At 62.0% G+C, this 19591-nt stretch carries 17 protein-coding genes and 1 pseudogene; 10 read left to right on the top strand and 8 right to left on the bottom strand.

Features of this window, described 5'->3' with window-relative positions:
• Both AYR66_RS29950 and AYR66_RS10325 read right to left on the bottom strand, forming a co-directional pair.
• Positions 1-95, bottom strand: a pseudogene (locus tag AYR66_RS29950) (LysR substrate-binding domain-containing protein); the annotation flags it as partial.
• 22 nt (positions 96-117) lie between these two features.
• The gene (locus AYR66_RS10325; protein ID WP_088707424.1) at positions 118-1530 is read right to left on the bottom strand and encodes an FAD-binding oxidoreductase; all 1413 of its coding nucleotides are present in this window, start codon (positions 1528-1530) and stop codon (positions 118-120) included.
• Between the two features lie 130 nt (positions 1531-1660).
• On the opposite strand from AYR66_RS10325, the gene AYR66_RS10320 reads away from it, so the two are divergent.
• Positions 1661-2221, top strand: a complete 561-nt coding sequence (locus AYR66_RS10320; RefSeq protein ID WP_088707423.1) for a cob(I)yrinic acid a,c-diamide adenosyltransferase — start codon at positions 1661-1663, stop codon at positions 2219-2221.
• Positions 2222-2315: 94 nt separating this feature from the next.
• Entirely contained in the window at positions 2316-3155 is an 840-nt protein-coding gene (locus AYR66_RS10315; protein ID WP_170942111.1) for an FkbM family methyltransferase, read from the top strand.
• Between the two features lie 60 nt (positions 3156-3215).
• On the opposite strand, the gene dxs is transcribed toward AYR66_RS10315, so the two are convergent.
• Genes dxs through AYR66_RS10300 form a run of 3 tightly spaced genes read right to left on the bottom strand, consistent with a single transcriptional unit; the run spans position 3216 to position 6236 of the window.
• Positions 3216-5084 (bottom strand): 1-deoxy-D-xylulose-5-phosphate synthase, encoded by a 1869-nt coding sequence (dxs, locus tag AYR66_RS10310; protein ID WP_088707421.1) that lies wholly within the window; start codon positions 5082-5084, stop codon positions 3216-3218.
• Position 5085: 1 nt separating this feature from the next.
• Positions 5086-5982, bottom strand: a complete 897-nt coding sequence (locus AYR66_RS10305; RefSeq protein WP_088707420.1) for a polyprenyl synthetase family protein — start codon at positions 5980-5982, stop codon at positions 5086-5088.
• Positions 5982-6236, bottom strand: coding sequence for an exodeoxyribonuclease VII small subunit (locus tag AYR66_RS10300; RefSeq protein ID WP_088707419.1), 255 nt, complete (start codon positions 6234-6236; stop codon positions 5982-5984). The genes AYR66_RS10305 and AYR66_RS10300 overlap by 1 nt, the downstream gene beginning before the upstream one ends.
• A gap of 353 nt (positions 6237-6589) precedes the next feature.
• Between AYR66_RS10300 and AYR66_RS10295 the strand changes: the two genes are divergently transcribed.
• The 3 genes from AYR66_RS10295 (at position 6590) to AYR66_RS10285 (ending at position 9604) form a co-directional block, all read left to right on the top strand.
• Positions 6590-7690 carry an aromatic ring-hydroxylating oxygenase subunit alpha gene (locus tag AYR66_RS10295; RefSeq protein WP_088707418.1) on the top strand — a complete coding sequence of 367 codons (1101 nt, stop codon included), beginning with the start codon at positions 6590-6592 and terminating at the stop codon, positions 7688-7690.
• 109 nt (positions 7691-7799) lie between these two features.
• Positions 7800-8741, top strand: a complete 942-nt coding sequence (locus AYR66_RS10290) for a DMT family transporter (RefSeq protein ID WP_088707417.1) — start codon at positions 7800-7802, stop codon at positions 8739-8741.
• 8 nt (positions 8742-8749) lie between these two features.
• Positions 8750-9604 carry a sulfurtransferase gene (locus AYR66_RS10285; protein ID WP_088707416.1) on the top strand — a complete coding sequence of 285 codons (855 nt, stop codon included), beginning with the start codon at positions 8750-8752 and terminating at the stop codon, positions 9602-9604.
• Here AYR66_RS10285 and AYR66_RS10280 read toward each other — a convergent pair.
• Together AYR66_RS10280 and polA are read right to left on the bottom strand one after the other, a co-directional pair.
• Positions 9601-10311 carry a ZIP family metal transporter gene (locus tag AYR66_RS10280; protein ID WP_234814871.1) on the bottom strand — a complete coding sequence of 237 codons (711 nt, stop codon included), beginning with the start codon at positions 10309-10311 and terminating at the stop codon, positions 9601-9603. The genes AYR66_RS10285 and AYR66_RS10280 overlap by 4 nt on opposite strands.
• A 216-nt stretch (positions 10312-10527) precedes the next feature.
• Positions 10528-13278, bottom strand: coding sequence for a DNA polymerase I (gene polA, locus AYR66_RS10275; RefSeq protein WP_088707414.1), 2751 nt, complete (start codon positions 13276-13278; stop codon positions 10528-10530).
• On the opposite strand from polA, the gene AYR66_RS10270 reads away from it, so the two are divergent.
• The 5 genes from AYR66_RS10270 (at position 13279) to AYR66_RS10250 (ending at position 17626) form a co-directional block, all read left to right on the top strand.
• Positions 13279-14016, top strand: coding sequence for an LOG family protein (locus tag AYR66_RS10270; RefSeq protein WP_088707413.1), 738 nt, complete (start codon positions 13279-13281; stop codon positions 14014-14016).
• A gap of 90 nt (positions 14017-14106) precedes the next feature.
• Entirely contained in the window at positions 14107-14502 is a 396-nt protein-coding gene (locus tag AYR66_RS10265; protein WP_088707412.1) for a DUF2782 domain-containing protein, read from the top strand.
• Positions 14503-14559: 57 nt separating this feature from the next.
• Entirely contained in the window at positions 14560-15516 is a 957-nt protein-coding gene (locus AYR66_RS10260; protein WP_088707411.1) for a homoserine kinase, read from the top strand.
• A gap of 2 nt (positions 15517-15518) precedes the next feature.
• Positions 15519-16307, top strand: coding sequence for a BPSS1780 family membrane protein (locus tag AYR66_RS10255; RefSeq protein ID WP_088707410.1), 789 nt, complete (start codon positions 15519-15521; stop codon positions 16305-16307).
• 92 nt (positions 16308-16399) lie between these two features.
• Positions 16400-17626, top strand: a complete 1227-nt coding sequence (locus tag AYR66_RS10250; protein ID WP_088707409.1) for an HD-GYP domain-containing protein — start codon at positions 16400-16402, stop codon at positions 17624-17626.
• Here AYR66_RS10250 and AYR66_RS10245 read toward each other — a convergent pair.
• The coding region (locus AYR66_RS10245) for a 3'-5' exonuclease (RefSeq protein ID WP_088709729.1) at positions 17627-19591 on the bottom strand (1965 nt) is incomplete at its 5' end.

Raw genomic sequence — 19591 nt, 5'->3', positions numbered from 1 at the left:
ATGCACAGTTCGTCCGCCGCAACGGCGAAGGAGCCATGACGGGCTGCCGCCTCGAAGGCGGACAGTGCGTGAACCGGCGGTAGGCGGGTGGCCATATTGAATCGATCCTTGGGGGCTCTAAGTCCAGCGGATGATTTTACCGGGGTTCAATATGTTTTTGGGGTCGAATGCACGCTTGAGGATACGCATTGTCTCGATCGCTTCCTCGCCATGTTCCTGCACGAGAAAGTCCATCTTGTGCATGCCCACGCCATGTTCTCCGGTACAGGTGCCGTCCATCGAAATCGCCCGCGCCACCATGCGCTGGTTGATGCCTTCGGCCCTCGCCACGTCGGCCGCGTCATCCGGGTCGACCATCATCAGCACATGGAAGTTGCCGTCGCCGACATGGCCGACGATGCCGTGGATCATGTCATTCTTTTCACAATCGGCCTGGGTATCGAGGATGCATTCGGCCAGCCGCGAAATCGGCACGCAGGCATCGGTCGTAATCGCACGCCCCGCCGGTCGCATCTGCAGCATCGCGAAATACGCATTGTGACGCGCGGCCCACAGGCGTGTGCGGTCTTCCGGCCGGGTCGCCCATTCGAACGCAATCGCCTCCTGTTCGCCCGCGATCTCCTGCACCACCTGCGCCTGTTCCTGCACGCTGCTTTCGCTGCCGTGGAATTCGAACAGCAGCAGCGGCTTTTCCGGCAGGCTCATCTTGTCGTAGGCATTGATGGCCCGCACGCAGTTCTCGTCAAGAAACTCGACGCGTGCGACCGGCACGCCCATCTGTATGGTCTGGATCACGGTGTTGACTGCTGCTGCCGTGCTGGGGAAAGAGCAGACCGCGGCGGACACCGCTTCCGGCTGAGGATAGAGCCGCACCGTCACTTCAGTGATGATGCCCAGCGTGCCCTCGCTGCCGACGAAGATGCGAGTGAGGTCGTAACCGGCGGACGATTTCTTCGCCCGCGTGCCGGTCTTGATGATGCGGCCATCCGACGTGACGACGGTCAGCGCCAGCACATTCTCGCGCATGGTGCCGTAGCGCACGGCATTCGTTCCCGACGCGCGGGTCGCCGCCATACCGCCCAGTGACGCATCGGCGCCGGGATCGATCGGGAAGAACAGGCCGGTATCACGGATTTCCTGGTTGAGTTGCTTGCGCGTCACGCCTGCCTGAACGGTCGCGGTCTGGTCTTCGGCATGCACCGCGAGGACCGCGTTCATTTGCGACAGGTCGATGGTGACGCCGCCGCGCAAGGCGAGGATGTGTCCCTCCAGCGACGTGCCGGTGCCGTAGGGAATGATCGGGATGTCGTGCGCATTGCACAGCTTGACTACTTCCGCCACTTCCTCGGTGGTCTGCGCGAACACGACGGCATCGGGCAGCATCGGATCGTAGGAGGATTCATCCCGGCCGTGATGCTCGCGCATGGCCTGCGAGGTGGAAACACGGTCTTCGAAAATGGATTCGAGGGCTGCCAGCAGTTCAGCCGGCAGCGGCTTCCTGACCGCGTCCAGTTGGGCGGGATGGTTCATGTTGTCTCCGTTATGGTGGCGCTGTTTCGATTCTACTCCCATGGAAAATCGACGCCTATTGGCGCCAGGATGACAGCAGCGTGGCCGATTTTGCCGTATCCTCGCCTTTTCCCCTTTGTCTGGAAAAACCATGGGCAACCGACTCTCGAAAATCGCGACCCGCACCGGCGACAACGGCACCACCGGCCTTGGCGACGGCAGCCGTGTCTCCAAGGACAGCCTGCGCGTGCACGCCATGGGAGACGTGGACGAACTCAATTCCCACATCGGCCTGCTGATGTGCGAGGAACTGCCGCCCGCGCTGCGCGAAGAACTCGTCTCGATCCAGCACGACCTGTTCGACCTCGGCGGCGAACTGTGCATTCCCGGCTATACGCTGATCACCGATGTGCATGTTGCACGCCTCGACACCCTGCTGGAAAAGTACAACGCCGACCTGCCCCCGCTGAAGGATTTCATCCTGCCGGCCGGTTCGCGCGGGGCGGCGCTCGCCCATGTGTGCCGCACCATCTGCCGGCGCGCCGAGCGCGCGGTCGTCACGCTGGGCAACAGCGAAACGATCAACGCCAACCCGCGGCAATACCTGAACCGTCTGTCCGATCTGCTGTTTGTGCTGTCGCGCGTGCTGAACCGCTTTGCCGGCGGCAGCGATGTGCTCTGGGAAAAGGGACGGAAGCGCGACGTGGATTGAACACGCGACATTTGCTGAGCCGCCGCAAAAAGGGGTTCAAGGCATCGCGTCAAAATGCATTCTGACAATCCTCATTCCCGGACGGAGGGACGAGTTGAGCGCGGAAGCATTCCACCCCTACATCGCACGCAACCGCGTGCTTGAACCCTACACCTTCGATTTCCACATCGAAGACGAAACGGCACGGCTTTGGTATGACGGATCGCCAAGGCAGTGGATGCCGGAAAGACAGTGGTGCCTGGAGCATATCCAGGAAGGATTCAACATCCTCGACTGTGGCGCGCACCATGGGATGATGGCGATCCTGTTTGCGAAGAAAACAGGCACAGCAGGGAAAGTCATTGCCTGGGAAGCGCTGCCGTCAAACGCCAGGGTCGTCGAAAAGAATGCTGCCTTGAACGGCTTGCCGAATGTCATCGTACGTCCCTTCGGCATCGGCGCACAGCGGGCGACCGTTGCCTTCGATCGCAATGCGGGAAACGTCGTCGTGAAGAACGACGACGTCGGCCCCGCGACAGGCACGACCGAAACGATCGAGATCGTTGCGCTCGACGACGACATCGATCCGAAAATACGTGTCGACTTCATGAAGATCGACGTCGAAGGCAGCGACCTCGAAGCGCTGAAAGGCGCCAGGCGAGTCCTTTCGCAGCGGCCGATCATCGACCTCGAAATCCACAACTTCCTGTTCGGCGACCGGGAAGGAACATTGCGCGAAATCTTCGCCATCCTTGATGGATACGGATACACCTACGAAGTCCTCCCCGAGGTATTTTCAGAGATCGTGAAGATCGAGGGGACAGTCGACCTTGCTTGGCTCGCGCAGCATGACAATCCGCATGTCTTTTGCGTCCCGCCTGAAAGGGACAAGGGCGTGTTCAGCGGCATTTGGGAAAAAGCGGGCAAGCTGGTGAAAGGCTTGCGCACCCATTGAACTTGCCGCCGGAAATGAAAAAAGCCACCGAGGTGGCTTTTTTCTTTCACGGCTTCCGCATCAGAGGTTATTCACCACCAGCCGCGGCTCGCCCTTGTCGAAGCGCTTGCGAATCGATGCCGCAATGCCTTTCGCATCGAGGCCCACGCCGGCCAGCAGGTGCGCCGCGTCGCCATGGTCGATGAAGCGGTCGGGCAGGCCGAGGTGCAGCACCGGTTTCACGATACCCGCTTCCGCCAGCGCCTCGGACACCGCCGAACCGGCGCCACCCATGATGCAGCCCTCTTCCACTGTCACCAGCGCGTCGTGGGTTTGCGCGAGCTGCTTGACCAGTTCAACATCGAGCGGCTTGATGAAGCGCATGTTGGCCACGGTCGCATCGAGCGACTCGCCCGCGCCCAGACTCGGCGCCAGCATCGTGCCGAACGCGAGGATGGCGATGCCCTTGCCTTCCCGGCGGATTTCGCCCTTGCCGAGCGGGATAGTCTTCAGGTCCTTCTCGACCGCCGCGCCGATGCCCGCGCCGCGCGGATAGCGTACCGCGGCCGGGCCCTTGAACGCGTAGGCGGTCGACAGCATGTGGCGGCATTCGTTTTCGTCGGATGCAGCCATTACCACCATGTTCGGGATGCAGCGCATGAAGGCGATGTCGTAATTGCCCGCGTGCGTCGCGCCGTCGGCGCCGACGATGCCGGCGCGGTCGAGCGCGAAGGTCACGTCGAGGTTCTGCAGCGCCACGTCGTGGATCAGCTGGTCATAGCCGCGCTGCAGGAACGTCGAATAGATTGCGACCACTGGCTTCAGCCCCTCGCAGGCGAGGCCGGCGGCGAAGGTCACCGCATGCTGCTCGGCGATGCCGACGTCATAGTAGCGGTCGGGGAAGCGCTGCTCGAACTGCACCATGCCGGAGCCTTCGCGCATCGCCGGCGTGATGCCAACCAATTTGTCGTCCTTCGCGGCCATGTCGCACAGCCAGTCGCCGAACACCTGCGTGTAGGTCATCTTGCTCGCCGCGGCGGGCTTGATGCCCTCGGCCGGGTTGAACTTGCCGGGACCGTGGTAGAGCACCGGGTCGGCTTCCGCCAGCTTGTAGCCCTGGCCCTTCTTCGTCACCACGTGCAGGAATTGCGGGCCGCGCAGGTTCTTGAGGTTCTGCAGCGTCGGCACCAGCGAATCGAGGTCGTGGCCGTCGATGGGGCCGATGTAGTTGAAGCCGAATTCCTCGAACATCGTGGCCGGCATCACCATGCCCTTTGCGTGTTCTTCGAAGCGTTTGGCGAGTTCCAGCATCGGTGCCGGCAGGACCTGCTTGCCGACATTTTTCGCAGCGGCGTAGAACTTGCCCGACATCAGGCGCGCGAGGTAGCGGTTCAACGCGCCTACCGGCGGCGAGATCGACATGTCATTGTCGTTCAGGATCACCAGCAGGTTGACGTCGTGGAAGACGCCCGCATTGTTGAGCGCTTCGAATGCCATGCCAGCCGTCATCGCGCCGTCGCCGATGACCGCGATGGAATGACGGTTCTCGCCCTTGGTCTTGGCCGCCATCGCCATGCCGAGCGCAGCCGAGATCGAAGTCGAGGAGTGAGCGGTGCCGAAGGTGTCGTACTCGCTTTCGTCACGCTTCGGGAAGCCGGAGATGCCGTTCAGCTGGCGCAGCGTGTGCATCTGGTCGCGACGGCCGGTGAGGATCTTGTGCGGGTAGGTCTGGTGGCCGACGTCCCACACGATCCGGTCTTCCGGCGTGTTGAACACGTAATGCAGCGCGATGGTCAGTTCCACCGTGCCGAGGTTGGACGAGAGATGGCCGCCCGTCTTGGACACCGAGTCGAGCACGAAGGCGCGCAATTCATCCGCCAGCGGCTTGAGCTGCATGCGCGGCAACTTGCGCAGGTCAGCGGGTCCGTTGATGCTCTTCAACAAATCCATACTATGCTTTCCGTTGCACGATCAGGTCCGCGAGTTCGCGGAGGCGCCGTGCCTTGTCTCCGAACGGAATGAGCGCGCGATGCGCATCATTCCGCAGTCTTTCCGCCAGTGCCCGGGATTCTTCCAGCCCGAGTATCGATACATAGGTCGGCTTGTTGTCTGCCGCATCCTTGCCCGCGGTCTTGCCGAGCGTGGCCGAGTCGGCCGTCGCGTCGAGTACATCGTCCACGACCTGGAAGGCCAGGCCGATGGCTGCGGAATATGCCTCGAGCGATTCCGTTTCTTCGTGCGTGACACGCTTGCCCGCCAATGCGCCGAGCAGCACGGATGCATGCAGCAATGCGCCGGTCTTCAGGCGGTGCATGTTCTCCAGCTCGACCAGCGACAGCGGCAGGCCGACGCTGGCGAGGTCGATCGCCTGTCCGCCGCACATCCCGACGGAACCCGAGGCGCGCGCCAGGAGGCGCAGCATGTCGAGCCTGCGCGCCGCATCGTCAACAGCGCCTTCCGACAGCACGATGAACGCCTGTGACTGCAATGCGTCGCCCACCAGCAGCGCGGTCGCCTCGTCGTACTTCACGTGCACCGTCGGCTTGCCGCGGCGCAGCGCATCGTCGTCCATGCAGGGCATGTCGTCGTGCACCAGCGAATAGGCGTGGATCATTTCCACCGCGGCGCCGGCACGCGCCAGCACGGCCGGGTCGGCATCGAACAGTTCGCCGGCGGCAAACACCAGCAGCGGGCGCACGCGCTTGCCGCCGTCGAGGGCCGCGTAGCGCATCGCCTCATGCAGGCGTGCCGGATCCTGCGATGCCGGCGGCAGTAACGACGCCAGCGCGTCTTCCATCGTCGACTGGACTTCCTTCATCCAGTCCTGAAACCCCAGCGCAATCGTCATTATTCGTCCGCCTCGGGCGCGGTATCTGTGGTGAAGGGCTTGAGCATCTCGCCTTCGAGCACCTTCACCTGGCTGTCGACCTTGTCGAGCTGCCCCGCACAGTATTTGACCAGTTCGGTGCCGCGCTTGTACGCAGCCACCGACGCTTCCAGCGGCAATTCACCGGCCTCCATCCGTGCAACGAGCTGCTCCAGCTCGGCCATCGCATCCTCGAAGGACGCGGGCTCGTCCGCCGGCGATGATTTCTTTGACATGGTGAACAAAAATTAAGTGTAGCCCGATATTTTAGAGCAAACCACCTGATGCAGTTGAGGTAGAGAAACCGGAAATGGCTCGTTTGGCACGAAAATGCGCGCATTCTGCGGGAGATCAATTCTGACGCTTGCGCGGTTATCGGAATTTACTTTCCGCGCGTTGATTTTTTTGCAATTATTGCTGCCGCCATCACCTTCCTTTTGCCAGGAATACTTGCTTCCACGGGGATTTCCTGCGGTCCTGAGGTATAATTTACAGTTCTGTCCAAAATTTCCGTTTCATCTTTTTTTGAATACTGGTTTTTGCGGATTCTTTCTCTCTTAGGTTGGTGAAAATTAATTTGGGGGTGGGGATGTCCGAACTGGCTTCTATCGCCAAGTTGGCGCGCCCTGACGCGCAACTTCCGGTCAACGTCTACTTCGACGACGCGCTTTTACAGCAAGAAATCAAACAACTTTTCCAGCAAGGTCCACGTTACGTCGGCCATGAGCTGATGGTGCCCAATGCGGGCGACTACGCTACGCTACCGTGGGAAAACGAGGGCCGCATGCTGGTGCGCGGACCGCAGGGCATCGAACTCCTCTCCAACGTGTGCCGCCATCGCCAGGCCAAGATGCTCGACGGCCGCGGCAATGCGCAAAACATCGTCTGCCCGCTGCACCGCTGGACCTACGACCTCAAGGGTGAACTGATCGGCGCGCCGCATTTCGGCGACACGCCCTGCTCCAACCTGTCGAAGACGCCGCTGCAGAACTGGAACGGCCTGCTGTTCGAACAGAACGGCGTCGACGTGCCGGCGATTTTGTCCAAGCTCGGCGTCACCAAGGACCTCGACTTTTCCGGCTACATGCTGGACCACGTCGAAGTCCACGACTGCGACTACAACTGGAAGACCTTCATCGAGGTCTACCTCGAGGATTACCACGTCGAGCCCTTCCATCCGGGCCTCGGCAATTTCGTCACCTGCGACGACCTGCGCTGGGAATTCGGCGCCAACTACAGCGTGCAGACCGTGGGCATCAACAGCGGCCTGTCGAAGTTCGGCTCGCCCAAGTACCGCAAGTGGCAGGAACAGGTGATGAAGTTCCGCAATGGCGTGGTGCCGCCCTATGGCGCGATCTGGCTCACGCTCTACCCGAACATCATGGTCGAGTGGTATCCGCATGTGCTGGTCGTGTCCACCGTGTGGCCGAACGGCACGCAGAAGACGACCAACGTGGTCGAGTTCTACTATCCCGAGGAAATCGTGCTGTTCGAGCGCGAATTCGTCGAAGCGGAACGCGCGGCCTACATGGAGACCTGCATCGAGGACGACGAGATCGGCATCCGCATGGATACCGGCCGCCGCATCCTGCTCGACCGCGGCGTCAATGAAACCGGCCCGTACCAGTCGCCGATGGAAGACGGCATGCAGCACTTCCACGAGTGGTACCGCGCCCGTATCGCAGTCTGATCCTTCCCCTCCGGGCGGCATCCCCGCCGCCCGCCTTCCTACCCGATTCGCGATTTGCGCGTATCATCGGGTGCTTCCCGATTCACCTCCCCGCACCGTCTGCCCTCCCATGCAATCGCTCTGGATGTTGTTTGCAAGCTTCGTTTTTTCCATCATGGGCATTTGCGTGAAGTTCGCGTCGCAAACTTATTCCGTGGCCGAGATCGTGATGTACCGCGGGATGGTCGGGATGGTCTTCCTGGCTGGACTGATCGCCGTTCGCGGCGGCACCCTTCGGACCTCCCTGCCCTGGCATCACGTATGGCGTGGCGTCGTCGGCGTGACCGCGCTCTGGATGTGGTTCTACTCCATCGGCAAGCTCCCCATCGCCACCGGCATGACGCTCAACTACATGTCGTCGATCTGGATTGCGGCCATCCTCTTCGTGACGGGATGGTGGCGCGGACAGAACCGTTTCGAGTGGGGACTGACCACCGCCATCGTATGCAGCTTCGTCGGGGTGACCCTGCTCCTGCGCCCTTCCTTCGAGGCGGACCAGTGGTTTGCCGGGGTCATCGGACTGGGCTCCGGCGTCCTCTCGGCGCTCGCCTACCTGCAGGTGAAGAAGCTGGGACAAATGGGAGAACCGGAGTATCGCGTGGTCTTCTATTTTTCGATGACCGGCTTCCTCGCCGGACTGGCGGGCACGCTTGCAGGTCCGCTCGCTCCCGGCGGCAAGGCTGCGGGGATGAGCGCACATAGTACGCAGGGCATCGTGCTGCTGCTGTCGATCGGCGTGACGGCAACCGTGGCGCAAATGGCAATGACGCGCGCGTACCGCCTCGGCAAGACGCTGCTCACCGCCAACCTTCAGTATGCGGGCATTGTGTTCTCCAGTGTCTGGGGTATCCTGATATGGGGCGACGTCCTGTCATGGACAGGATGGCTGGGAATATCGGTTATCCTTGCCAGCGGCCTCGCCGCCACCTATTACAATGCGCGCAAAACAACGGCGCCGTCCGCAGGCAAATCGGTTGCGGAGGCGAACGACCCAATTGCGACGGAAGTTTAGAGGGGACCATGACCTACACCACGCTGATAGCAGCCGAAGACCTGTCACGTCACGTCCATGACGCCGACTGGGTCGTGCTCGATTGCCGGCACGACCTGACCGCACCCGATGCCGGCAGGGATGCCTACGAGAGCGGGCACATCCCCGGCGCCCAGTTCGCCCGTGTCGATGAAGACCTGTCCGACAAGAGCCCTGGACCGCACGGCGAATTCCGCGGGCGGCATCCGCTGCCCGAGCGCACGGCATTCGTCGAGACGCTGCGCCGCTGGGGCGTGAACCACGGAACGCAGGTCGTTGCCTATGATGCGCAGGGCGGCATGTTCGCCGCGCGCCTGTGGTGGATGCTGCGCTGGACGGGACATGAAGCGGTAGCAGTGCTGGACGGTGGCATACAGTCATGGCAGGCGCTCGGCCTGCCTCTGGCGACCACGCCGGTGTCGCGCCCGCGCGGCAATGCGATGCCGAACTACCCGCTCGTCTCGACCGTCAGCGCCGACGACGTGATGGCCAACTTGACCAACCCGGTTTACACCGTGATCGACGCGCGCGCGCCGGACCGCTTCCGCGGCGAGAATGAAACGCTGGATCCGGTCGGCGGCCACATCCCGGGCGCGAAGAGCCGCTTCTTCAAGGACAACCTGCAGGCCGACGGCCGCTTCAAGCCGGAAGACCAGTTGCGCGCCGACTTCAGCGCGCTGTCGATCGCACCCGAAAAGACGATCATGCAGTGCGGCTCCGGCGTCACCGCCTGCCACAACCTGCTGGCGATGGAAATCGCCGGCCTGCGGGGCGCGGCGCTATATCCGGGATCGTGGAGCGAATGGTGCTCCGACAAGTCGCGGCCCGTCGCGACAGGCAATTAGTGCCCGTGCGTCTGGCCGGTGAGGAACAGGACGGTCAGCACGCCAACCGCGATCAGCACCACCTGGGGAATGGTTTCGCGCAGGGTTGCGCGGCGCTGCATCTGCGGCATGAGGTCGCTGACCGCGATGTAGATGAAGCCCGACGAGGCAAAGACCAGCACGAAGGGAATCAGGTTGGTCGCGCGATCCAGGGCGGCATAGCCGATAATCCCGCCCAGCACCGCCATCAGGCTGCATAGCATGTTGTAGACATAGGCGCGCGTGCGGCTGAACCCGGCATTGAGCAGGACGATGAAGTCGCCGATTTCCTGCGGAATCTCGTGCGCGACGATCGCCAGCGCGGTGATCAGCCCCAGGCCCGGATCGGCGAGGAAGGCTGCCGCGATCAGGATGCCGTCGGTGAAGTTGTGCAGGCCGTCCCCCACCAGGATCATCCAGCCCGCCTTGCCCGCCTCGTGCGCGTCGTGGCCATGCTCATGCCCATGGCCGTCGCCTTCGTAGTGGTGCGAATGGCGCAGGATCGCCATCTTTTCCAGCAGGAAGAACCCCAGCAGGCCGCCCAGCAGCGTGGCGAACAGCGCATGCGGGTCGGCATCCGACTCGAAAGCTTCCGGCAAGGCATGCAGCAGCGACGTCGACAGCAGGATGCCGACCGACAGGCTGACCATGCGTTCGACCATTTTCGACAGGAGCGAAAATGAAAACACCGCCGCCGCGGTAATGCTGACGACGCCGGCAAGCGTCGTGGCCAGCAGGATGGAAAACAGCGGGGAGTTGATTTTGGGCCTCGGCTAAATGCAACAAAGTTGCAAATTAAAGCACAGACTGGGTTTTTCGGCAAACGGGGGCGGCAACGAGGCTTGCGGCGGACATAAAAAAATCCCGGTGAGAGCCGGGATTTCCATTCGCCCGCGGGCGGCGCGTCAATGCGCCTTGTCCCAGTTCGGTCCCACGCCCACCTCGGCAATCAGGGGCACCTTCAGCGTCGCCACGCCGCGCATCAGCTCGGGCAGCTTTTGCCGGACCACGTCCAGCTCGGATTCACGCACTTCAAGCACCAGTTCATCGTGCACCTGCATCACCATCTTCGATTCCATGCGCTCCGTTTCCAGCCAGTCCTGCACCGCGATCATCGACAGCTTGATGAGGTCGGCCGCGGTGCCCTGCATCGGCGCATTGATCGCGGCGCGTTCCGCCGCCTGCCGGCGCGGTCCGTTGGGCGAATTGATCTCTGCCAGCCACAACCGGCGGCCGAATACCGTTTGCACATAGCCGTGCGCCTTGGCCTGCGTGCGCGTATCGGCCATGTACTGCGCCACGGACGGGTAGCGCTGGAAGTACTTGTCGATATACATCTGCGCCGCCGATCGCTCGATGCCGAGATTGCTGGCCAGGCCGAACGCGCTCATGCCGTAGATCAGACCGAAGTTGATGACTTTCGCGTAGCGGCGCTGCTCGCTCGTGACCTCGGCCGGCGTCGTGCCGAAGATTTCGGCGGCGGTCGCGCGGTGGATGTCCTCGCCTTCAGCGAACGCGCGCAGCAGGTTCTCGTCGCCGGAGATGTGCGCCATGATGCGCAACTCGATTTGCGAATAGTCGGCTGAAACGATCACGCTGCCCGGCGGCGCAATGAAGGCTTCACGGATGCGCCTGCCCTCCGCGGTGCGCACCGGGATGTTCTGCAGGTTCGGGTCATTCGACGCGAGGCGGCCGGTGACGGCGACCGCCTGCGCATAGTTCGTGTGCACCCGGCCGGTCGATGGATTGACCATCTTCGGCAGCTTGTCGGTGTAGGTCGATTTCAGTTTCGACAAGCTGCGGTAGTCGAGCAGGATCTTCGGCAGCGGATAGTTTTCCGCCAGCTTCTGCAGCACTTCCTCATCGGTCGACGGAGTACCGGACGGCGTCTTCTTCACGACCGGCAGCTGCAGCTTGTCGAAGAAGATTTCGCCGATCTGCTTGGGTGAATTCAGGTTGAACGGCTGCCCCGCCAGTTCATAGGCCTGCTTTTCCATCTCCAGCATGCGCAGGCCGAGCTCATGCGATTGCGCCGCCAGCAGGTCCGCGTCGATCAGCACACCGTTGCGCTCGATCTTCTGCAGCACGACCGAGGTCGGCACCTCGATCTTTTCATAGACGAAGGTCAGCCCGGCATCCTGGTGCACGCGCGGCCACATGGCGTTGTGCAGCTGCAGCGTGATGTCCGCATCTTCCGCCGCATATTCGGTCGCGCGCTCGACCGCCACCTGATCGAAGCAGATCTGCGATGCCCCCTTGCCGCACACTTCCTCGAAGGTGATCGTCTTGCGGTTCAGGTGGCGCATGGCCATGCTGTCCATGTCGTGGCTCTTGTGCGATTCGAACACGTAAGACTGCAGCAGCGTGTCGTGCTCGATGCCACGCAGCGTCACGCCATGGTTGGCGAACACATGGCTGTCGTACTTGAGGTTTTGTCCGGCCTTGCGCTTGCCGGCATCTTCCAGCCAGGGCTTCAGTTTTTCCAGCACGTGTTCGCGCGACAGCTGCGCGGGCGCATCCTGGTAGCTGTGGGCGACCGGGATGTAGGCGGCGATGCCGGGCGTGCAGCACAGCGAGATGCCGACGAGCTGCGCGCGCATCGGATCGAGCGACGTGGTTTCGGTGTCGACCGAGGTTAGCGCGGCGGCATTGATCGTGGCTATCCAGCGGTCGAGCTGCGCGTCGGTCAGCACGGTTTCATATTCGGTCTTCTCCGGCGCGGCCGGTGCGTCGAACAGGCTGCCCTGCGGCTCGCCGCTGTCCTGCTGCGCAGCGGGACGCGTGGGGACCGCATCGTCGCCCGCCAGTTCGCGCAGCCAGGTCTTGAAGCCGTAGCGCTTGAAGAAGTCGATCATCGCGTCCTTGTCCATCGGCTTGGCGACCAGCGACTCCGGGATGGACACCATGTGTGCGACGAGGTCGCAATCGTCCTTGATCGTGATGAGCTTGCGCCCGGTCGGGAGCCAGTCGAGCGCCTTGCGCAGGTTGCCGCCGACCGCACCGCCGATGTCGTTCGCCTGGGCAATGATGTTGTCCAGCGTGCCGTATTGCGTGAGCCATTTCACGGCTGTCTTCGGACCGACCTTTTCCACGCCGGGCACGTTGTCCACCGTGTCGCCGATCAGCGTGAGGTAATCGACGATGCGCTCCGGCGGCACGCCGAACTTGGCGGTCACGCCAGCAATGTCGAGTTTTTCGTTGGTCATCGTGTTGATGAGCGTGACATGCGCGTTGACCAACTGCGCCATGTCCTTGTCGCCGGTGGAGATCACCGCTTCCATGCCGTGCTCGACCGCCTGCTTCGCAAGCGTGCCTATCACATCGTCGGCTTCGATGCCCTCCACCATCAGGATCGGCCAGCCCAGCGCGCGCACCGCTTCATGGATCGGTTCGACCTGCCGCGCGAGGTCTTCCGGCATCGGCGGACGGTGTGCCTTGTACTCGGGATAAAGGTCGTCGCGGAAGGTTTTTCCTTTTGCGTCGAACACACATGCGATGTATGCTGCAGAGTAATCGTTACGCAGTTTACGCAGCATGTTGATCATGCCGTAGATCGCTCCTGTGGGCGCCCCTTCCGCATTGCGCAGGTCGGGCATGGCGTGGAAGGCACGGTACAGGTAGCTGGAGCCGTCAACTAACAACAGGGTTTTATTCATATGGTGTCAAAGGGAAAAAACGTGCCCCGTCTGCGGCAGATCGCGGACATCAATCGCGCGACCGCGAAGAAGGCGCGCGAGTCGTGGCATATGCTCACGATTATGGCAGAGTTTATCGAGTCGACCGAACGCCTCGCTGAGCTGCGCCCCGCAGTGTCGATCTTCGGCTCGGCGCGCACCAAACCGGATGACCCGTACTACCAGAAGACCGTCGACATCGCGCGCCGCCTGTCCGACGCCGGACTCGCCGTCATCTCCGGCGGCGGCCCCGGCATCATGGAAGCGGCCAACAAGGGCGCGTTCGAAGGCGCGTCGTCGTCGGTCGGCCTGAACATCGAGCTGCCGCATGAGCAGGCCAGCAATAACTGGCAGGACATCTCGATCAGCTTCCGCCACTTCTTCGCGCGCAAGGTCGCCTTCGTCAAGTACGCGGATGCCTATGTCGTGATGCCCGGCGGTTTCGGCACGCTGGATGAATTCACAGAAGTGCTGACGCTGATCCAGACCGGCAAGTCGCGTCGCATCCCGGTAATCCTGGTCGGCACCGATTTCTGGGGCGGATTGATCGACTGGTTCAAGCAGCGGCTGGTGGCCGACGGCATGATCGCGCCGGAAGACCTGAACCTGATCCAGGTGATCGACGAGCCGGCCAACGTGGTCGAGGCGATCTTTGCCTACTACGAGGCACATCATGAACTGCTGTCGGAAGACAGCAAGGAACCGGGCGCCTACCTCTGACGCGCAGCCTCCTGGGGGGTGGGTTTGTTAGAATATTGCCTTGAGGCTTGATGCATCGGCCAAGAGAATCCAACAACACCACCTACTATCATGCGCACATTCAAGGCATGGCGCCTCGCCGCCGCCGGCATTGCCATCCAGGCAATTGCCCTTGCCGCTTCGGCCCAGCAACCGCCGCAGCTCCAAAACCTGGAAGAAGGCGAAGCCCCGGCGGTGACCATCCGCAAACCGGACCAGAAGAGCCGGATCCAGGAAAAGCGCGCGCCCGGCGGCAAAGTGACGGAAGTGAAGGTCACCACCGGCGGCAGCTCCTATGTGGTAAAACCGAACGATCCGGCCGGCAGCGCGCAGCCGGGTGACCTGCAGAGTAATACAATTCGTCCTGCGCAATGGGAAGTGAAGGAATTCGACCTCGGCAGGCCGAAAACCAAGGAACAGGAAGAAGCGCAGGCCGCCGACGTTCCGCCCCCTCCCGCAAAGAAATAAATAATCCCGTGCCCGCCGGCACGCGATCCACATTCCGATATTTAACCGATCCGACCCATGGCAGTATTCACCCCGGTCAGCCTGGATGACCTCACCGATTGGCTCACGCAGTTTTCCCTCGGCAAGCCGCTCGCGGTCAAGGGGATTTCATCCGGCATCGAAAACAGCAATTTTTTCCTGACGACCGAAACGGGCGAATATGTCCTGACGATCTTCGAAAAGCTGACATTCGAACAACTCCCGTTCTACCTGGAACTGATGCGCCACCTCGCCGACCGCAAGGTGCTGGTGCCGGCGCCGGTGGCCAACAAGAACGGCGACATCCTGCATGCGCTGCACGGCAAGCCAGCCGCCATCGTGAGCAAGCTGGAAGGCAGCTCGCAACTCGATCCGCAGCCGGTCCATTGCGCCGCCGTCGGCGCGATGCTGGCAAAGATGCACCTCGCCGGCCAGGATTTCCCCATCCAGCAACCCAACCTGCGCGGCCTGGACTGGTGGCGCGAAACCACTCCCGTGGTGCTGCCCTATATCCCGGAAGATGCGCAGCACCTGCTGCGCGCGGAAATCCATACGCAGGAAGCATTTGCCGCCTCAGCCATCAGCCACCAGCTGCCGCGTGGCCCGGTGCATGCCGACCTGTTCCGCAACAACGTCATGTTCGTCGGCGAGCGCCTGACCGGTTTCTTCGATTTCTATTTTGCCGGTTGCGATACCTGGATCTTTGACGTCGCGGTGACGGTCAACGACTGGTGCATCAACCTGCAGACTGGCGAGCTGGACGAGGCACGCGTGCGTGCGCTGCTCGACGCCTACCATGCCGTGCGGCATTTCACGCCGGCGGAAAAAGCGGCGTGGCGCCCGATGCTGCAAGCCGGCGCGCTGCGTTTCTGGCTGTCGCGCCTGTATGACTTCTACCTGCCGCGCGAAGCCGAGATGCTGACGCCGCACGATCCGACGCATTTCGAACGCATCCTGCGCGAACGCATCAACAAACCGGTTCCGGACTTATTCTGACTATGGACAAACCGCCACCAATCGCCGGCTGGCTATGGGTCAAGGAAGGGTTCGCGCTGTTCCGCAAGCAGCCAGCGGAGATTTCCTCGCTGTTCCTGGCCTACATGTTCCTGATGATGACCCTCGGCTTCCTGCCGCTGGTCGGACAGGTGCTGCCGCTGGTACTCATCCCGGTATTTTCGATGGCCTTCATGCAAGCCTGCGTGCAGATCGAGCAGGGCAAGAAGGTCTATCCCAACCTGCTGCTGGCCGGATTCCGCTCGCCAGCCGTGAAGCGCCTCCTCAAGCTCGGCGTCCTGTACTTCATTGCCGCTGCCATCGCCGTAGCGGCATCGGCAATCGTCGATGGCGGCGTGTTCTGGGACATCATGTCGGGCCGGAAAGACCTGGATACCGACGCCATCCGCAGCTCCGGCCTGTCGCTGTCCATGATGTTTTCGGCGGCCGTGTACACTCCGGCCGCCATGGCATTCTGGTATGCGGCGCCGCTGATCGCGTGGCAGGACATGAGCGTCGGCAAGGCTATCTTCTACAGCTTCTTCGCGGTCAAGCGCTCCGGCATGGCCTTCCTGGTCTATGGCCTGTGCTGGGCGCTGATCGGCATCATCCTGCCCGCCGTGCTCAGCAGCATTGTTGCCCTGGTCGTGGGCAAAGCCTTCGCTGTCATGATCGTCCTTCTGACCATTTCGCTGGTGCTGACAGTGATCATGTACTGCTCGTTCTACCCGACCTATACGCATATCTTCGGGCGTCCTGAACAACGCGCCGTACCGCAGCTGCCACAGCCTTAAGCACCTGCCGCCAGAGCTTTTGCACGGCGGCAACAATCCTCTATACTCTGCTGACGTCCCGCCCTGTTGCCGGTGGGCACTGCGGAGATGCGATGATCAAGAAAATCAGCGTTCGCCAGCTCAAGGTCGGCATGTTCGTGCACGACCTGAGCTGCCATTGGATGGACCACCCATTCATGCGCAACCGACTGATGATCAAATCCGACGACGAGATCCGCAAGATCGCTGATGCAGGCATCAGGGAACTGTATATCGACACCGACAAGGGGCTGGACGTCGCCGACGCCCCGACCGTGGAAGAAGTGCAGAAAAAGCTGGAAGAAGAACTGGTCGACATCGCCGCGCACCAAGCCGCACCGGTGACCCGGGTCAGCGTGGCTGAAGAACTGCAGCGCGCCCGGCAAGTGAAGAACCAGGCGCACCAGCTGGTGCGCACCGTCATGCACGACGCGCGCCTGGGCAGGGCGATCGAACTCGACCAGGTCGAACCCGTCGTGCAGGACATCACAGAATCCATCCTGCGCAATCCCGGCGCGCTGACCGGCCTGCTGCACATCAAGAACAAGGACGACTACACCTTCCTGCACTCGGTCAGCGTGTGTACGCTGCTGGTGGCATTTTGCCGCTCCATGGAGATGGGGTCCGAGCTGATCAAGCAGGCAGGCCTGGGCGGCCTGCTGCACGATACCGGCAAGGCGCTGGTGCCGGACGAAATCCTGAACAAGCCGGGACGGCTGACGGACACTGAATTTGAAATCATTCGCCGCCACCCGCAGGACGGCTACGACATCCTGCGCAAGACGCCGGGCATTGGCGACATCCCGCTCGACATCACCTTGCATCATCACGAGCGCGTGGACGGCAGCGGCTATCCCGAGCGGCTGCCCGGCGAACGGATCAGCCAGCTGGCCCAGATGACGGCGATCGTCGATGTGTATGACGCCATCACCGCCGACCGCTGCTACCACAAGGGCATGTCGGCAGCTGATGCGCTACGCAAGCTGTATGAATGGAGCAAGTTCCACTTCAACCCGCAGTATGTGCAGAGTTTCATGCGCTGCGTCGGCATCTACCCGGTCGGCACGCTGGTGCTGCTGGAGTCGGGCCGACTGGGCGTGGTGATCGAACCGCACGAAACCAACCTGCTGGCACCGAAGGTGCGTGCCTTCTTCAGCGCCAGGTCCAACACCTACATCAAGCCGGTCGACATCGACCTGGCCAAACCGCTCGGCATGGGCGGCGGTGACAAGATCGTGAGCCACGAGTCGCCGGAAAAATGGAAGGTCGAGCCGATGAAGTTCTTCGACCTCGCGCAGTAATCAATTCACGCGTTCGAGCTTCGCGATATTCAAGTCCAGCAGCTTCATGCCGTGCTTGCCGAAATTGATGTGGGCACGCGTGTTGGTTCCGCTGCCTTCGATATTGACGATCACGCCTTCGCCGAATTTCTGGTGTGTCACCGTTTCACCGATGCGCCAGCCGGCATCCTTGCGGCTGAATGTCTGCGCGATCTTGTTGGCACCGGCTTCCGGCGCATCGTCCCATGCCGACTTGCGGGTATTGCCGAACCATTGCGGCTGCACCTTTGGCGACAACCACTTGAGCGTCTCTTCCGGCAATTCGTCGAGAAAGCGCGACTTCATGTTGTAGCGTGTCTGGCCGTGCAGCATGCGTGTCTGCGAAAAGCTCATGTAGAGACGCTTCTTCGCGCGCGTAATCGCCACGTACATCAGCCGGCGCTCTTCCTCCAGCCCGCCCTCTTCCTGCGCACTGTTCTCGTGCGGGAACAGGCCTTCCTCAAGGCCGGTGATGAACACGGCGTCGAACTCCAGACCCTTGGCCGAGTGCACCGTCATCAGCTGCAAGGCATCCTGTCCGGCCTGCGCCTGGTTGTCGCCCGCCTCCAGCGACGCATGCGACAGGAAGGCGGACAAGGGTGACATCACCGTCGGCAACGGCGCGTCGGCATCGAGTACTTCGTCACCGTTCGGCAGCGGCACGCCGGCGGAAGCCTGCGTTTGCGGTCCGAGCAGCGCCGGCTGATCGATGCCGAAGCCCTCTTCCGACACGAACAGCATGGCCGCGCTGACCAGCTGCTCCAGGTTCTCGATGCGGTCCGCGCCTTCCTTCTCGTTGCGGTAGTGGGCAACCAGCGTGCTCATGTCGAGCATCACCTGCACCATCTCCTGCAGCGGCAGGTTCTGGGTCTCGAAACGCATGGCTTCGACCAGCTTCACGAAGGCGCCGAGCGAAGTGCCGGCCTTGCCGCTGACATAGGGCACCGCCGCGTACAGCGAAATGCCGTACTGCCGCGCCGCATCCTGCAATTGTTCCAGCGACCGCGCGCCGATGCCGCGCGCGGGGAAATTCACCACGCGCAGGAAGGCGGAATCATTGTGCGGATTGTCCATCAGCTGCAGGTAGGCGATCGCATGCTTGATCTCGGCGCGCTCGAAGAAGCGCTGGCCGCCGTACACGCGATACGGAATGCCTGCGGTGAACAGCGCATGCTCGATCACGCGCGACTGCGCATTCGAACGATAGAGGATCGCGATCTCGCTGCGCGAAGCGCCTTCGTTGATCAGGCTCTTCGCCTCTTCGATCACCCACTGCGCTTCCTGGATGTCGCTGGTCGCCTCGTACACGCGCACCTGTTCGCCGTGGCCGGCATCGGTGCGCAGGTTCTTGCCGAGGCGCTTGCTGTTGTTGGCGATCAGGATGTTGGCGGCGTCGAGGATGTGGCCGTGCGAGCGGTAATTCTGCTCCAGCTTGATCAGGTTCTGCACGCGGAACTCGCGCTCGAAAGCGATCATGTTGCCCACGTTCGCGCCGCGGAATGCATAGATGCTCTGGTCGTCGTCGCCAACCGCGAACACCGCATTGTGCTCGCCGGCCATCAGCTTGAGCCATGCGTATTGCAGGTTGTTGGTGTCCTGGAACTCGTCGACCAGGATGTGCTTGAAGCGGCCTTGATAATGTTCGCGCAGCGGCTGGTTGCGCGACAGGAGTTCATAGGTGCGCAGCAGCAGTTCCGCGAAATCCACCACGCCCTCGCGCTGGCATTGCTGCTCATAAGCCTCATACAGCTCGACGAAACGGCGGTTGTAGTCGTCGTTCACCACCACGTCCTTTGCGCGCAGCCCTTGCTCTTTCGCATTGTTGATGAAGTACATCAGGTTGCGCGGCGGGTATTTCTCGTCGTCCACATTGAGCGATTTCAGCAGGCGCTTGATGGCGGAAAGCTGGTCGGCGGAATCGAGGATCTGGAAGGTCTGCGGCAGTCC

Origin of the sequence: Noviherbaspirillum denitrificans, assembly GCF_002211445.1 — a bacterium.
GTDB classification, from domain to species: Bacteria; Pseudomonadota; Gammaproteobacteria; order Burkholderiales; family Burkholderiaceae_D; genus Noviherbaspirillum; species Noviherbaspirillum denitrificans.
The sequence above is the reverse complement of the archived record's forward strand: the minus strand, read 5'-3'. Positions and strand labels throughout refer to the sequence as shown.

Bases quoted from the DNA above. Each gene is read 5' to 3' on its own strand.
- AYR66_RS10325 (WP_088707424.1), bottom strand. From the start codon at position 1,530: ATGAACCATCCCGCCCAACTGGACGCGGTCAGGAAGCCGCTGCCGGCT.
- AYR66_RS10320 (WP_088707423.1), top strand. From the start codon at position 1,661: ATGGGCAACCGACTCTCGAAAATCGCGACCCGCACCGGCGACAACGGC.
- dxs (WP_088707421.1), bottom strand. From the start codon at position 5,084: ATGGATTTGTTGAAGAGCATCAACGGACCCGCTGACCTGCGCAAGTTG.
- AYR66_RS10305 (WP_088707420.1), bottom strand. From the start codon at position 5,982: ATGACGATTGCGCTGGGGTTTCAGGACTGGATGAAGGAAGTCCAGTCG.
- AYR66_RS10300 (WP_088707419.1), bottom strand. From the start codon at position 6,236: ATGTCAAAGAAATCATCGCCGGCGGACGAGCCCGCGTCCTTCGAGGAT.
- AYR66_RS10295 (WP_088707418.1), top strand. From the start codon at position 6,590: ATGTCCGAACTGGCTTCTATCGCCAAGTTGGCGCGCCCTGACGCGCAA.
- AYR66_RS10290 (WP_088707417.1), top strand. From the start codon at position 7,800: ATGCAATCGCTCTGGATGTTGTTTGCAAGCTTCGTTTTTTCCATCATG.
- AYR66_RS10285 (WP_088707416.1), top strand. From the start codon at position 8,750: ATGACCTACACCACGCTGATAGCAGCCGAAGACCTGTCACGTCACGTC.
- polA (WP_088707414.1), bottom strand. From the start codon at position 13,278: ATGAATAAAACCCTGTTGTTAGTTGACGGCTCCAGCTACCTGTACCGT.
- AYR66_RS10270 (WP_088707413.1), top strand. From the start codon at position 13,279: ATGGTGTCAAAGGGAAAAAACGTGCCCCGTCTGCGGCAGATCGCGGAC.
- AYR66_RS10265 (WP_088707412.1), top strand. From the start codon at position 14,107: ATGCGCACATTCAAGGCATGGCGCCTCGCCGCCGCCGGCATTGCCATC.
- AYR66_RS10260 (WP_088707411.1), top strand. From the start codon at position 14,560: ATGGCAGTATTCACCCCGGTCAGCCTGGATGACCTCACCGATTGGCTC.
- AYR66_RS10255 (WP_088707410.1), top strand. From the start codon at position 15,519: ATGGACAAACCGCCACCAATCGCCGGCTGGCTATGGGTCAAGGAAGGG.
- AYR66_RS10250 (WP_088707409.1), top strand. From the start codon at position 16,400: ATGATCAAGAAAATCAGCGTTCGCCAGCTCAAGGTCGGCATGTTCGTG.